This is a genomic window from Escherichia sp. GZ89 (assembly GCF_019366485.1).
Taxonomy (GTDB): domain Bacteria; phylum Pseudomonadota; class Gammaproteobacteria; order Enterobacterales; family Enterobacteriaceae; genus Escherichia; species Escherichia fergusonii.
The window spans coordinates 565244-579158 of record NZ_JAEOHX010000001.1; the positions used below are offsets into that span (position 1 = coordinate 565244).

Sequence of the window (13915 nt, forward strand, 5' to 3'; positions counted from 1 at the left end):
TTCAAACAGGTTGTATGACTAATCAGAAGGGAACCCATTGTGAAAACACTAAATCGTCGCGATTTTCCCGGTGCACAGTATCCAGAACGTATCATTCAGTTTGGTGAAGGTAATTTCCTGCGCGCCTTTGTTGACTGGCAAATCGATCTCCTGAATGAGCACACAGATCTGAATTCTGGCGTGGTCGTTGTTCGTCCGATTGAAACTTCATTCCCGCCGTCACTGAGTACGCAGGATGGTCTTTACACCACTATTATCCGTGGCCTGAACGAGAAGGGTGAAGCGGTCAGCGACGCGCGTCTGATTCGCTCTGTTAATCGTGAAATCAGCGTCTACAGTGAATACGATGAATTCCTGAAACTGGCGCACAACCCGGAAATGCGCTTTGTTTTCTCTAACACTACCGAAGCGGGTATCAGCTACCATGCGGGCGATAAATTCGATGACGCACCAGCGGTAAGCTATCCGGCAAAACTGACCCGCCTCTTGTTTGAACGTTTCAGCCATTTCAACGGAGCGCAGGATAAAGGTTGGATCATCATTCCGTGTGAGTTGATTGACTACAATGGCGACGCGTTGCGTGAACTGGTGCTGCGCTATGCACAGGAATGGGCACTACCAGAAGCATTTATTCAATGGCTGGATCAGGCTAACAGCTTCTGTTCTACGCTGGTGGACCGTATCGTTACCGGTTATCCGCGTGATGAAGTGACCAAACTGGAAGAAGAGCTGGGTTATCACGATGGTTTCCTCGACACCGCTGAACACTTTTACCTGTTTGTGATTCAGGGGCCGAAATCCTTAGCGACTGAACTGCGTCTGGACAAATATCCACTCAACGTGCTGATTGTTGACGATATTAAACCGTATAAAGAGCGCAAAGTGGCAATCCTCAACGGTGCACACACCGCACTGGTGCCGGTGGCGTTCCAGGCAGGACTGGATACCGTAGGTGAAGCGATGAACGATGCTGAAATTTGCGCATTCGTTGAAAAAGCCATCTATGAAGAGATTATTCCGGTACTGGATCTGCCTCGTGAAGAACTGGAATCTTTCGCCAGTGCAGTCACCGGGCGTTTCCGTAACCCGTACATTAAGCATCAGCTGCTGTCTATCGCGCTCAACGGTATGACTAAGTTCCGCACCCGCATCCTGCCGCAGCTGCTGGCAGGGCAGAAGGCAAACGGCACACTTCCGGCGCGTCTCACTTTCGCATTAGCAGCATTGATTGCGTTCTATCGCGGTGAGCGTAATGGAGAAACATATCCGGTACAGGACGATGCGCACTGGCTGGAACGTTATCAGCAACTCTGGAGCCAGCATCGTGACGGTGTTATCGGTACCCAGGAACTGGTTGCTATAGTGTTGGCAGAAAAAGACCATTGGGAGCAGGACCTGACGCAAGTGCCTGGTCTGGTCGAGCTGGTTGCTAATGACCTGGATGCGATTCTCGAAAAAGGAATGCGTGAAGCGGTACGCCCGTTGTGCTAATACTCTGAACCCGGTTTCGACCGGGTTTTTTACCGATCCGTATTAGTTACAACATCCCATATACCTTTATCATAACCTGGTGCCATATGTAACACCTGTTAATGTTGTATCCTATAGATAATTTGTGAATAGAATCTTGAGAATGTGATCGTAATCACGTTTAATAGGGCGATTTTTCAACGCCTGAAGATAACCATGATTGTTCGTCCACAACAACACTGGCTGCGCCGTATTTTTGTCTGGCACGGTTCAGTATTATCCAAGATATCCTCACGCTTACTACTTAATTTTCTCTTTTCTACTGCCGTTATTTTCATGCTGCCCTGGTACACGCATCTGGGTATTAAATTTACCCTCGCACCATTCAGCATTCTCGGTGTCGCCATCGCCATCTTCCTTGGTTTTCGTAATAACGCCGGTTACGCCCGTTATGTTGAAGCGCGAAAACTTTGGGGACAGTTGATGATTGCCTCTCGGTCGTTACTGCGTGAGGTAAAAACGACATTGCCGGATTTGGCAAGTGTAAGGGAGTTTGCCCGGCTGCAAATCGCCTTTGCCCACTGTTTACGTATGACATTACGAAAACAGCCACAAGAGGAAATGCTGGCGCGGTATCTCCGGACTGAAGATCTTCAGCGAGTACTGGCAGCCAACTCTCCAGCTAACCGTATCTTGTTGATAATGGGGGAGTGGTTGGCGGTTCAGCGACGCAATGGACAGCTTTCAGATATCCTGTTTATTAGTCTTAACGATCGGCTCAACGATATTTCGGCGGTTCTGGCAGGCTGTGAGCGTATTGCCTATACGCCAATTCCTTTTGCCTACACCCTGATTTTGCATCGTACCGTGTATCTGTTTTGTATCATGCTGCCGTTCGCGCTGGTCGTGGACCTGCATTACATGACGCCATTTATCTCTGTGCTGATTTCCTACACTTTTATTTCGCTGGATTGTCTGGCGGAAGAGCTGGAAGATCCGTTCGGTACTGAAAACAATGATTTACCGCTGGATGCCATCTGCAATGCCATTGAAATTGACCTGTTACAGATGAACGATGAAGCAGAAATTCCAGCGAAAATTCTTCCCGATCGTCATTACCAGCTGACGTAATAATTACTCCGTACGCCGGGCAACAATAAACAGACGCGGAAATGCCAGCAGTATCTGTCCGTTCTCTTGCAGTGGATACTGCTCTTCCAGCATCTGATGGTAGCGCGTAAGAAAATGCTGCTGTTCGCTCTCGGTCAGATCCTGTAACCACGGACGTAATCCAGTGGCGGTCACCCAGTCAATAATCGCCTGGTGCGACGGCATCTGGTGATAGTAAGTGGTTCGCCAGATATCGACCTCGCATCCGGCTTCACTCAAAATATCGTAGTAAGCATGAACGCCAGCCAGCGGCTCACGCCCGCGATCCGGGTAGTTTTGTTCCCAGGCGACTTCGCGCATGAGCACATGGGTAGGCTCCAGCCAGTTATCCGGCATTTGTACCGCCAGCACGCCCTGCGGACTGAGTAACGAAACCAGATGAGGGAACAGTTCGTAATGGTCGGGCAGCCATTGCAGCGAGGCATTTGCGAAAATCAGATCGAGCGTCTGTTTCGGATGCCAGTTGCGGATATCTGCTTCCACAAACTGACATTTCGGAAGAGCACTGCGCGCTTCGGCAATCATCGCCGGAGACGAATCGATGCCCGTTATCCTGGCAGCAGGCCAACGGTGATGCAAAAGGGCGGTGCTGTTACCTGGGCCACAGCCAAGATCGGCAACGTATTCGATATTCTCCAGCGGCACTCTGGCAAGCAGCTCCACCGCCGGACGCGATCGTTCAGCGGCAAAGTGCAGATATAAAGAGGGGTTCCAGTCAGACATTTTTATACTCCCGTCAGCGCCTTACCCCTAGTGTAGATAAAACTGTTGACATCCTCCACGCCCTGAATGACGAGGATCCCTGCTACGTTCAGGCTGTCGCCTGAATCATTTCGGTGGGTTCCTGCTTCAACGGGCGGCCTGACTGCACCATCCCTCCACAGGCAAGAACGGCGTGCCCCGCCGCTAAAATGTTACGAGCGCCGTTCACATCAGCGTTCGCTGTATATCCACACGCCGGACACCTGAATTGACTTTGTGACAGGCGATTTTCTTTCGCTGTATGACCACAGTACGCGCAACGCTGGCTTGTGTACGCTGGCGGAACAGCAAGCATCTGACCGCCACGCCAGAGCTGCTTGTACTCAAGCTGGCGGCGCATTTCATACCAGCCCTGATCCAGTATCGAACGGTTTAAACCTGATTTTGCCCGGACATTGCGCCCCGGCTGGCTGACCGTACCCGCTGCTGACTTTGACATGTTGCTGACCTTCAAATCCTCAATGACTATCATTGCGTGGTTTTTGCTGACGGTCGTTGTGACTTTGTGAAGGTAGTCCCTGCGGATATTTGCGATACGGGAATGCAGTCGCTGTATTTTGCGTTTCTGCTTCTGCCAGTTATTGCTGAATTTGACCTTGCGGCTTAACTGTCGCTGAAGTCTCGCCAGCGTCTTCTGGTTTTTCTGAAAACTGTTTACAGGCTCAAAGACTGTGCCATCTGACAGCGTGGCGAGTTTAGCCACGCCAGCATCCAGCCCGATCATTGATGCTGAAGGGTGAACCGGAGTGGATACTTCACTTTCTGTCTGAATACTGATGTACCACTTACCGCAGGACTGGCTGACAGTGACATTTTTCACAACCCCCGTGACCTGACGGCTATTCCGGTAGCGCATCCAGCCAAGTTTTGGCAGAAAAATACGGCTGTTTTCCTGATCGAGCTTAACGCCCTGCGGGTAGCGGAATGCATCATTCTGTCCCCGCGTTTTGAATCGGGGAAAACCAGCCCGCTTCTGGAAGAAGTTTTTGTAAGCCCGCTCAAGGTCTTTCAGTGACTGTTGCAATGGCTGTGAGGGCGAATCTTTAAGCCATTGCGTTTCAGTGGCGTTTTTCCACTCAACCAGCCAGGAAGCCATTTTCCCGTAAGGGATGTATTTATTACCGGCCTCATGATTCTCATTCTGACGTGCCAGAGCACGATTGAAAACGAAACGACATGCGCCTGCGAAGCGCCTCATTTCACACTCCTGTTGACCACCTGGTCTTAACTGGAATTTAAATGCCTGTAATCGTTTCACAGGTCAAATGATACTTTGGTCTATGAAAAAAGAAACCGATATCCGGCGTGGAAGGCATTGTGTTTTCCTGATGCATGTTCACCTGGTCTTTGTCACCAAATACCGACGCCAGATTTTTGACCATGACGCGATAGAAAAACTACGCACTTACTTTTCAAATGTATGTGCTGATTTTGAAGCTGAACTGGTTGAAATGGATGGCGAACCAGATCACGTCCATTTGTTAATTAACTATCCTCCCAAACTGGCGATATCCAGTCTGGTAAACAGCCTCAAAGGCGTATCGAGTAAGGTTACTGCGACGAGATCGACCAGATATTGCAGTCAGGTATTACTACAAAGGCGTTTTGTGGAGTCCTGGCTATTTTGCCAGTAGCTGCGGAGGTGCGCCAATATCCGTCATCCGCCAATACATTGAACAACAGCAAACACCTGGTTAGGTGAAAAACCGCGCCTTATATCCCCGCCCTGAAGGACGGGGTTTTACGGCGCACCGGATAAATTCGCCTCACGGCATCAATCCATTGAACAGACGTTTTTTACGCGGCCCGGTCATTAAAGATTCCAGTTTTGCGACACAGGTTTTGTAGTGGGGCGTGGTTTTATGGAACGCCACTGCGTCTTCATCTTTATAGGCTTCGTAGATATAAAAGCGCGAATTCACTTCCGGGTCCTGTAAGACATCGAAGCGCAAATTGCCTTCTTCCTGTACCGAGCCCAGGTGGTTCTGGCGAAAAACTTCGATAAACTCGTCAACCTTGTCTTCATGAACGTTAATTTCAACCAGTGTAACGTGCATAATTCTTCTCCTTAAATCCGCAGTTACTGTTTTTCACTCAGATAGAGTTCATATGCCCGATCAGCCGTTTCGTTATGGTGTACCACCGCCTGTACGGCTTTCATCATCGCCACCGGATGGTCAGACTGGAAAATATTACGCCCCATATCCACACCAGAAGCGCCCTGATCGATAGCCTGCCAGCACATTTCCAGCGCCTCACGCTCCGGTAATTTTTTGCCGCCAGCGATAACAATTGGCACCGGGCATCCGGCAACAATCCGTTCAAAGCCTTTATCGACATAATAGGTTTTGATTACCTGTGCGCCCATTTCAGCAGCAATACGAGTAGCAAGTGAAAAATAACGCTGATCGCGCACCATATCTTTGCCCACGCCAGTCACGGCCATGGTCGGCATACCCACTTTCATTCCGGCGTCGACCAGTTGAATAATATTTTTGATCGACTGATGTTCATATTCGCTGCCGATATAAACCTGCGCCGCCACCGCGCTACTGTTCAGGCGTACGGCGTCATCCATCGATAACGCCACCGCCTCATTGCTTAATTCCGCCAGAATAGAGTTTGCACCTGACGCCCGTAGCACCACCGGTTTATTGGTCGCCGGAGGCACCACGCTGCGTAAAATACCGCGCGTACACATCAATACATCGGCATGTTCAAACAGTGGGGCGATATTTATATCGATGCGTTCTAGTCCGGTAGTTGGCCCCTGAAAATAACCATGATCAAAGGCCAGCATTACGGTTTTACCCGTTTTCGGATTAAATATCCGCGATAAGCGTGACTGCATTCCCCAATCCAGCGCACCGCAACCTTTCAGGGTAAAAGGAATATTTTGTTGCGGTTGATCGGTGCGAAAATCTTTACCATCTTTAATGTCGTCTAAATCTGCCATAACGTACTCCGGTTAAGTAATGCACATCAGAAATCGTATTTGCCGATATTCTCTTTATTGAAAACCACGCGCTCCGGTAACAGTACAATGCCATTACCGTCCGCTTCGTAGTCATAGCCCTGAACGCTATTTGGCGAAACTTCCACCTGACCTACGCCCTGAATATCCAGTTTGTCGCCCGTTTTCATTGCACCTTTTTTCAATAATGCATCCGCGACATACACCGAAATTTTGCCTTGCTGCACCACATCCCACAGGCCAAATTCTTTCACTGTGCCGCGCTCGACATACGGACGCATCACATTTGGTGTGCTGAATCCCACAATTGCAACTTTGTCATTTTTCAGGTTTTCTGCGGCTTGCGCGGCAGCGGGCAGGGCGTTGGCATCGGGAGCGATAATAGCGTCGAGATCACTATAGGCTTTTAATATTCCTTCCGCGGTTTGTAACGATTTAGTGGCATCGTTATAGCCAAACTGCGTAGTGACGATTTCCCAGCCTGGATGCTCTTTGGCGATTTTCGCTTTCGCTTCTTTCACCCACTGGTTCTGGTCGGTAACAGTGGGGCTGGAGTAGAAAAACGCGACTTTGGCTTTGTCTTTATTCACCTGACGCGCCGCCATATCCACTAACATCCCTCCCAACTGGGTTGGCGTTCCCTGGTTAATGTAGTAAGAGCGGCATTCCGGTTTGGTATCAGAATCCCAGGTCAGTACTTTCACTCCACGCTGCATCGCACGTTTCAGCGCAGGACACAAGCCATCGGGCGAAACCGCAGAGACGATAATGGCGTTATACCCCTGGTTGACGAAGTTATTAATTAACTGTACCTGACCAGAAACACTGGGGTCTGTCGGCCCGTCGTAGGTCACATCAACACCCAGCTCTTTACCAGCTTGTTGAGCACCATTACCGCCACTGGTAAAAAATCCCACACCAACCAGTTTGGGAATAAAAGCAATACGCTCGGCGGCCTGTACATTCACAGAAATTGCGGCAATGCCAAGGGCACTAAGTAAGGCGATTTTCTTAAGGCGATGAAGTGTCATGAAGATATCCTTTATGGCAATGGGTTATTGGCCCGGCGCGCCAGCCACTCTTTAATTTGCTGGCGATGCAGGCTAACGGAACGACCTACGACAACGACGATAAGCAGCGCGCCGGAAAGGGCGCTGGACACCTGATTTGGCACTCCTGCCATTTGCAAACCTTGTTGCAAATATCCCACTAATAAAACCGCAATGGCAGTGCCGATAATCGAACCTGAGCCACCATAAATATTGGCACCACCAAGCACCACGGCGGTGATGGCGGGCATCAAAAACGACGCACCGAGATCGGAGCGTGCAGAACCAAAATACGAAACCAGCAGCACGGCGGCGACCGCAGACGCCAGCCCCGTCATGGCATAGAGTGCACATAAGGTGCGGTTAACCGGAATCGCGCTATAAAGCGCCACGCGCGGGCTTTGTCCAATCAAAAACACATTACGTCCGGCATGGGTTTTATGCAGCCACAGCCAGAAAACGATGAGACATATCAGAAAGATAATCAGCGGAACGGGAAGTCCCAGCACATCCAGGTTAGCGAAATCTGTAAACGCCATCGGGAATCCACCAATACCTTCGTACCCCGTCGCTCCGGCCATCCCGGAAAGCAGCAGAGCGCTTCCGGCAAACAGATACAGCGTGCCAAGCGTAATCACCAGCGGGTTAACTTTGGTATAGATAATTAATCCGGCGTTAATCAGCCCGCACAATGCGCCGAGCAGAAAGGTCAGAAGAATCGCCAGCGGCATCGGCACGCCGCTTTGAAACAGTACGCCTAATGCAATGGCGCACAAGCCGATGGTCGAGCCAAACGAAATATCGATCCCGCCACTGACAATCACCATCGTCAGCGGTAGGGCGACAATGCCAATGCAGATAAAGTCACTGGTGCTGAACAGCAACATATTGAGATCTAACATCCGCGGGTTAATTGCACCAAATGCGACAATCTCAATAACGAGCAGTGCGGCAAGGGCCAGTTCCCAGCCGTAGCGAATACGCATTACGCGGCCTCCCGTTTTTTACCTGACGAAGCGGGTTTAACGGATGGCGGTGGCGTCATAAAGCGGGCATATTTTTGCCGCCGTAGATTACGTTCCAGCGCACAACGCAGGCGTCCATCAAACACCAGCACCGCCAGCAGAACCAGGCCCGCGATAAAATCATTCCACCATGCCGGAATGCGCAACAGCACCAGTACACTATCGATCTGCGTCAGGAACCATGCGCCGAGTACCGCACCGATGATCGCACCGGAACCGCCGAGCAAACTAATACCGCCCAGCACGCAGGCTGCAATCGCTTTCATCTCCAGCCCGGTACCGGTCTGGTTGGGAATAAAACCGATCTGCGAAGCAAACACAATCCCCGCCAGTGCCGCCATGCAGCCGTTCAACGAAAATGCCACAATCCTAATGGCTTCCGTACGAACGCCCAGTTGACGAGCGCCCTGCAAATTATCGCCCGTGGCATAAAAACTGCGTCCAAACGCCGTCTTCGCCAGCAGCCAGGCCATAAATGCCACCAGAATTATCGTCAACCAACCAATTGCTGAAACGCCAAACAGCAGCGGGGCGGAGAGTTGTTTCAGTTCGGCGGGTAATCCCTCAATCCATTTACCGCCAGTCCACAGCAACATGATGCCCCTGTACAATCCTAATGTACCGAGCGTGGCAACAATGGCAGGGATCTTTAGCCACGCGACCAGGACACCGTTGAAAAATCCCGCGAGCAAACCAAGCAGTAAAGTCGCGACACAAGCAACAGGTAGTGAATACCCCGCGTTCAGTAACATTCCCAACAGCACTGCGCACATTCCGGTAATCGAACCTACCGAAACATCGATATTGCGCGTGAGCATCACCAGCGTCGCGCCCATTGCCAGCAGGATCAGGATTTGCGCGCTGCTATAAACCATGGTCAGCGTTTGCATACTTAAATACTGGCGGTCGAGAAAACCGGGTAATACAAACAGCAACACCACCGCCAGCAGTGCCGTGATTTCACGGTTGTTCTGGATAAACTTCAGCATGATGCCTCCTGACGCTGACTATCGCCGAAGGCAACGCGCATAATGGTCTCGACATTAATATCGCGTCCGGTCAGTGCAGAGTGGGCAATTTCGCCCTGATGCATCACATATACGCGATCTGCCATAAGTTCGATCTCTTCCAGATCAGAGGAGATAAGCAGCACAGCCACATTTTGTGCGGCGATGCTGTGCAGCAGCTGGTAGATATCATTACGGGCCGAAACATCAACGCCGCGCGTCGGCTCATCGACAATCAATACTTGCGGCGAGGCTTCAAGACACTTGGCGATCAGGATTTTTTGCTGGTTGCCACCGGATAATGTCCGTGCAGCTTGTTCAGATTGGTTAAATTTAATATTCAGCGCCCGACGATAACGTTCCAGTGTGGCATTATCTTTCGCAGTTTTCGCCCAGAATCCACGAAGGTTGTGGGTCAGGGCGCAAACGTTCCAGGCCAGCGAGGCATCGAGATTCAATCCGGATGACTGGCGATCCTCCGGCAAATAAACAAGACCGCGCAGTAAACGTTCTCCGGTAGATAATTTATTGATCTCCTTACCATTCAGCATAATGCATCCGCCACGCAAAGTGCGTAAACCATATAGTGTCTCAGCCAGTTCCGTACGTCCGGCACCCACAAGCCCAGCCAGCCCCAGTATTTCTCCGGCATTGAGCGTCAAGCTAACATTCATAAAACCTTCGCCAGTCACATTTTCCAGCGTCAGCAACGGCGTTCCGGCGGCATATTGTGGACGGTTGCCGGTTAACTCCAGCCATAACTTTTGACTGGCTGAGAGGGATTTTTCCCGCGTTGTTGGCGTGATGGCCTGAATGATGTCGTCGGTAGACAGCTCACAGGTTTTGCCACTTAACGCGATAGTTCCGTCGCGCATCACGCTAATACGATCGGCAATTTGGCGAATTTCCGGCAGTTTATGTGAGATAAAAACAATACCCACGCCAGTGGCGAGCAGTTCCCGTAAACGGCTAAACAAGCGTTCGGTTTCCGCAGGGGTAAGCGACGCTGTAGGTTCATCGAGAATGAGAATTTGCGAATCGCGCATCAGACCGCGCAGGATTTCCACCATTTGGCGGTCGGCAACATCCAGTGAGCCTGCCAGACTATGGAGATCAAACTGGCAGCCCAGCGCTGCCAGCAAGTTGTTCATCTTTTGCATGGAGATCTGTTTTTTTGCCAGACCAAACAGAATGTTTTCTTTTATCGACAGACTTGGAAAGAGCAAGGGTTCCTGGGGAACGAGGTAAATCCCCAACTGATGAGCATGAACTGGCGTTAATCTGGCGTAACTATTGCCACCAATCTCCAGCGTGCCGTTATCAGCGGGGGTAATACCGGCGATGATTTTCATTAGCGTCGATTTACCCGCGCCGTTACCGCCGAGCAGGGCATGAACCTCACCTTGATGCAACGTAAAATCGATGCCTTTCAGGATATTAACCCCTGAATACTGTTTATAAACCGAGCGGGCGCAAAGTAGCGGTAACGCGCGGGTATCACTCGTTTGCATAATTCCCCCGTTCAGTTTTACAGGTGAGTTTTGAACAAATGTATTTTTGCTTTTAATTTGTTCATAACCTTAGGTGGGCATTGCACATATTTCCGACGAATAGATCACAATTTATGCTATTTTGATTTTTATGGTTGCGTTTGTTCATTGCTGTTTGACCAAACTGTGGTGGCTATCACAGATATAAACGCGCAAGAACTGAACAATTGCATTAAAGATTTAAATATGTTCAAAGTGAAGAATGAATTATGACAATCAACGATTCGGCAATTTCAGAACAGGGAATGTGTGAAGAAGAACAGGTGGCGCGGATCGCGTGGTTTTACTATCACGACGGGCTGACCCAGAGCGAGATTAGCGATCGCCTCGGGCTAACGCGTTTGAAAGTATCGCGATTGCTGGAGAAAGGGCATCAGTCCGGCATTATTCGCGTGCAGATTAATTCTCGCTTTGAAGGCTGTCTGGAACATGAAACACAATTACGTCGTCAGTTTTCGCTGCAACATGTCCGGGTGATTCCTGGACTTGCGGATGCTGATATCGGCGGGCGCCTGGGGATAGGCGCGGCGCATATGTTGATGAGTTTACTTCAACCACAGCAGATGCTGGCGATTGGTTTTGGCGAGGCAACCATGAATACGCTGCAACGCTTAAGTGGTTTTATTTCGTCACAGCAAATTCGCCTGGTCACGCTCTCCGGTGGTGTCGGTTCTTATATGACGGGTATCGGACAACTTAATGCGGCGTGCAGCGTCAACATCATTCCGGCTCCGTTGCGGGCATCCTCCGCTGACATTGCCCGAACGCTAAAAAATGAAAACTGCGTCAAAGATGTCCTGTTGGCCGCGCAAGCTGCGGATGTGGCGATTGTCGGCATTGGTGCCGTGAGTCAACAAGATGATGCTACGATCATTCGCTCCGGTTATATCAGTCAGGGCGAACAGTTAATGATTGGCCGAAAAGGGGCGGTTGGCGACATTTTAGGCTACTTTTTTGATGCAAAAGGTGACGTTGTCACGGATATTAAAATACATAACGAACTGATTGGCTTACCTTTAAGCGCGCTGAAGACCATTCCCGTCCGGGTCGGCGTGGCAGGGGGAGAAAATAAAGCCGAAGCAATTGCCGCTGCAATGAAAGGCGGCTATATCAACGCACTGGTTACCGATCAGGACACAGCAGCGGCGATTTTACGTGGTTAAATTTGCATGACCTTATTACCGGGAATGATGGAGAACGTATAGAGGAACAGACAGAACGCATAAGCCGAGGACAATCTAATGGCTCGACTCTTTACCCCTTCAGAATCAAGGCATTACCTGATGGCGCTGGATGCAGGCACCGGAAGTATCCGGGCTGTGATTTTCGACCTGGAAGGCAATCAAATCGCGGTAGGACAAGCGGAGTGGCGGCATCTGGCAGTACCGGACGTTCCTGGTTCTATGGAATTTGATCTCAACAAAAACTGGCAACTGGCGTGTGAGTGTATGCGCCAGGCGCTGCATAATTCTGGTATCGCGCCGGAATACATTGCTGCCGTTTCGGCATGTTCGATGCGTGAAGGTATTGTTTTATATAACAATGAAGGAACACCGATCTGGGCCTGCGCCAATGTGGATGCCAGAGCGGCGCGGGAGGTCAGTGAACTAAAAGAACTGCATAACAATACCTTTGAAAACGAAGTGTATCGCGCGACCGGACAAACGCTGGCTTTAAGTGCCATCCCCAGATTACTTTGGCTGGCGCACCATCGTTCCGATATTTACCGTCAGGCATCAACCATCACCATGATAAGCGACTGGCTGGCCTATATGCTCAGCGGTGAACTGGCAGTCGATCCATCGAATGCGGGAACTACCGGGCTTCTCGACCTCTCCACCCGTAACTGGAAACCTGCATTGCTGGATATGGCTGGCCTACGGGCCGATATTCTTTCTCCTGTCAAAGAAACCGGCACATTGCTGGGCGTGGTAAGTTCACAAGCGGCGGAACTTTGCGGTCTGAAGGCGGGCACTCCGGTAGTCGTGGGAGGAGGGGATGTACAACTTGGTTGCCTGGGGTTAGGCGTTGTCCGTCCGACACAAACTGCCGTACTTGGCGGTACATTCTGGCAGCAAGTTGTAAACTTAGCCGCACCAGTGACCGATCCGGAAATGAACGTACGCGTTAATCCCCATGTTATTCCCGGCATGGTACAAGCTGAATCTATTAGCTTTTTTACCGGACTCACCATGCGCTGGTTCCGCGATGCATTTTGTGCCGAAGAAAAATTGATTGCCGAGCGCTTAGGTATCGATACTTACACGCTGCTTGAAGAGATGGCAAGTCGGGTGCCGCCTGGTTCGTGGGGCGTGATGCCGATATTCTCTGACAAAATGCGCTTTAAAACCTGGTATCATGCTGCGCCTTCCTTTATTAATTTGTCTATTGATCCGGATAAATGTAACAAAGCGACATTGTTCCGTGCGCTGGAAGAAAATGCGGCGATTGTATCAGCGTGTAACTTGCAGCAAATTGCTGATTTTTCGAATATTCATCCCACATCGTTGGTCTTTGCCGGCGGAGGTTCAAAAGGGAAATTATGGAGTCAAATTCTCGCTGATGTCTCGGGATTACCCGTCAATATTCCGGTGGTCAAAGAAGCTACTGCATTAGGATGTGCCATTGCAGCTGGCGTCGGTGCCGGGATTTTTTCATCACTGGCAGAAACCGGAGAACGCCTGGTGCGCTGGGAACGGACGCACACACCAGACCCGGAAAAGCATGAACTTTATCAGGATTCACGCGATAAGTGGCAGGCTGTTTATCAGGATCAGCTGGGGCTGGTTGATCACGGGCTGACGACATCATTATGGAAAGCACCGGGGTTGTAGTGGCATGATGAAAGCCACATTCTGATGGGTGTGGCTGTTAGTTATGCGTTTGGTCAAACTGGACTTTTACCAAA

The 13915-nt window shown here is 50.4% G+C and carries 12 protein-coding genes and 1 pseudogene; 5 read left to right on the forward strand and 8 right to left on the reverse strand.

From position 1 onward, the window contains the following. Positions 1 to 39: 39 nt before the first annotated feature. Together uxaB and K0335_RS02800 are read left to right on the forward strand one after the other, a co-directional pair. Positions 40 to 1491 carry a tagaturonate reductase gene (gene uxaB / locus K0335_RS02795; protein WP_000854649.1) on the forward strand — a complete coding sequence of 484 codons (1452 nt, stop codon included), beginning with the start codon at positions 40 to 42 and terminating at the stop codon, positions 1489 to 1491. 195 nt (positions 1492 to 1686) lie between these two features. Then, positions 1687 to 2601: a bestrophin family protein gene (locus tag K0335_RS02800; RefSeq protein ID WP_104919768.1), complete on the forward strand. Its 915-nt coding sequence runs from the start codon at positions 1687 to 1689 to the stop codon at positions 2599 to 2601. Positions 2602 to 2604: 3 nt separating this feature from the next. Here K0335_RS02800 and tam read toward each other — a convergent pair whose 3' ends face one another. Together tam and K0335_RS02810 are read right to left on the reverse strand one after the other, a co-directional pair. After that, positions 2605 to 3363: a trans-aconitate 2-methyltransferase gene (tam, locus tag K0335_RS02805; RefSeq protein WP_104919769.1), complete on the reverse strand. Its 759-nt coding sequence runs from the start codon at positions 3361 to 3363 to the stop codon at positions 2605 to 2607. Positions 3364 to 3451: 88 nt separating this feature from the next. Further along, positions 3452 to 4660, reverse strand: coding sequence for an RNA-guided endonuclease TnpB family protein (locus K0335_RS02810; protein ID WP_000826398.1), 1209 nt, complete (start codon positions 4658 to 4660; stop codon positions 3452 to 3454). Between the two features lie 7 nt (positions 4661 to 4667). Between K0335_RS02810 and tnpA the strand changes: the two are divergent. Beyond that, positions 4668 to 5100, forward strand: a pseudogene (gene tnpA / locus K0335_RS02815) (IS200/IS605 family transposase). Positions 5101 to 5168: 68 nt separating this feature from the next. Here the strand turns inward: tnpA and lsrG are convergent. From lsrG to lsrA, 6 genes are read right to left on the reverse strand one after another with little or no spacing between them, the layout of a single operon-like run. Then, positions 5169 to 5459: a (4S)-4-hydroxy-5-phosphonooxypentane-2,3-dione isomerase gene (gene lsrG, locus K0335_RS02820; RefSeq protein ID WP_000558527.1), complete on the reverse strand. Its 291-nt coding sequence runs from the start codon at positions 5457 to 5459 to the stop codon at positions 5169 to 5171. A 23-nt stretch (positions 5460 to 5482) separates the two neighbouring features. Continuing rightward, on the reverse strand, positions 5483 to 6358 hold the full coding sequence (gene lsrF / locus K0335_RS02825) for a 3-hydroxy-5-phosphonooxypentane-2,4-dione thiolase (protein WP_000774184.1): 876 nt from the start codon (positions 6356 to 6358) through the stop codon (positions 5483 to 5485). A 26-nt stretch (positions 6359 to 6384) separates the two neighbouring features. Then, positions 6385 to 7407 (reverse strand): autoinducer 2 ABC transporter substrate-binding protein LsrB, encoded by a 1023-nt coding sequence (gene lsrB, locus K0335_RS02830; RefSeq protein WP_104919770.1) that lies wholly within the window; start codon positions 7405 to 7407, stop codon positions 6385 to 6387. Positions 7408 to 7418: 11 nt separating this feature from the next. Continuing rightward, positions 7419 to 8411, reverse strand: coding sequence for an autoinducer 2 ABC transporter permease LsrD (gene lsrD, locus K0335_RS02835; RefSeq protein WP_104919771.1), 993 nt, complete (start codon positions 8409 to 8411; stop codon positions 7419 to 7421). Further along, positions 8411 to 9439, reverse strand: coding sequence for an autoinducer 2 ABC transporter permease LsrC (lsrC, locus tag K0335_RS02840; protein ID WP_021552079.1), 1029 nt, complete (start codon positions 9437 to 9439; stop codon positions 8411 to 8413). The genes lsrD and lsrC overlap by 1 nt, the downstream gene beginning before the upstream one ends. Continuing rightward, complete coding sequence (gene lsrA, locus K0335_RS02845; protein ID WP_104919772.1) at positions 9433 to 10968, reverse strand: autoinducer 2 ABC transporter ATP-binding protein LsrA; 1536 nt, start codon at positions 10966 to 10968, stop codon at positions 9433 to 9435. The genes lsrC and lsrA overlap by 7 nt, the downstream gene beginning before the upstream one ends. Positions 10969 to 11216: 248 nt before the next feature. Between lsrA and lsrR the strand changes: the two genes are divergently transcribed. Beyond that, positions 11217 to 12170: a transcriptional regulator LsrR gene (gene lsrR, locus K0335_RS02850; RefSeq protein ID WP_000154332.1), complete on the forward strand. Its 954-nt coding sequence runs from the start codon at positions 11217 to 11219 to the stop codon at positions 12168 to 12170. Positions 12171 to 12248: 78 nt separating this feature from the next. Next, positions 12249 to 13841 (forward strand): autoinducer-2 kinase, encoded by a 1593-nt coding sequence (gene lsrK, locus K0335_RS02855; protein WP_000113170.1) that lies wholly within the window; start codon positions 12249 to 12251, stop codon positions 13839 to 13841. Positions 13842 to 13915: the final 74 nt, after the last annotated feature.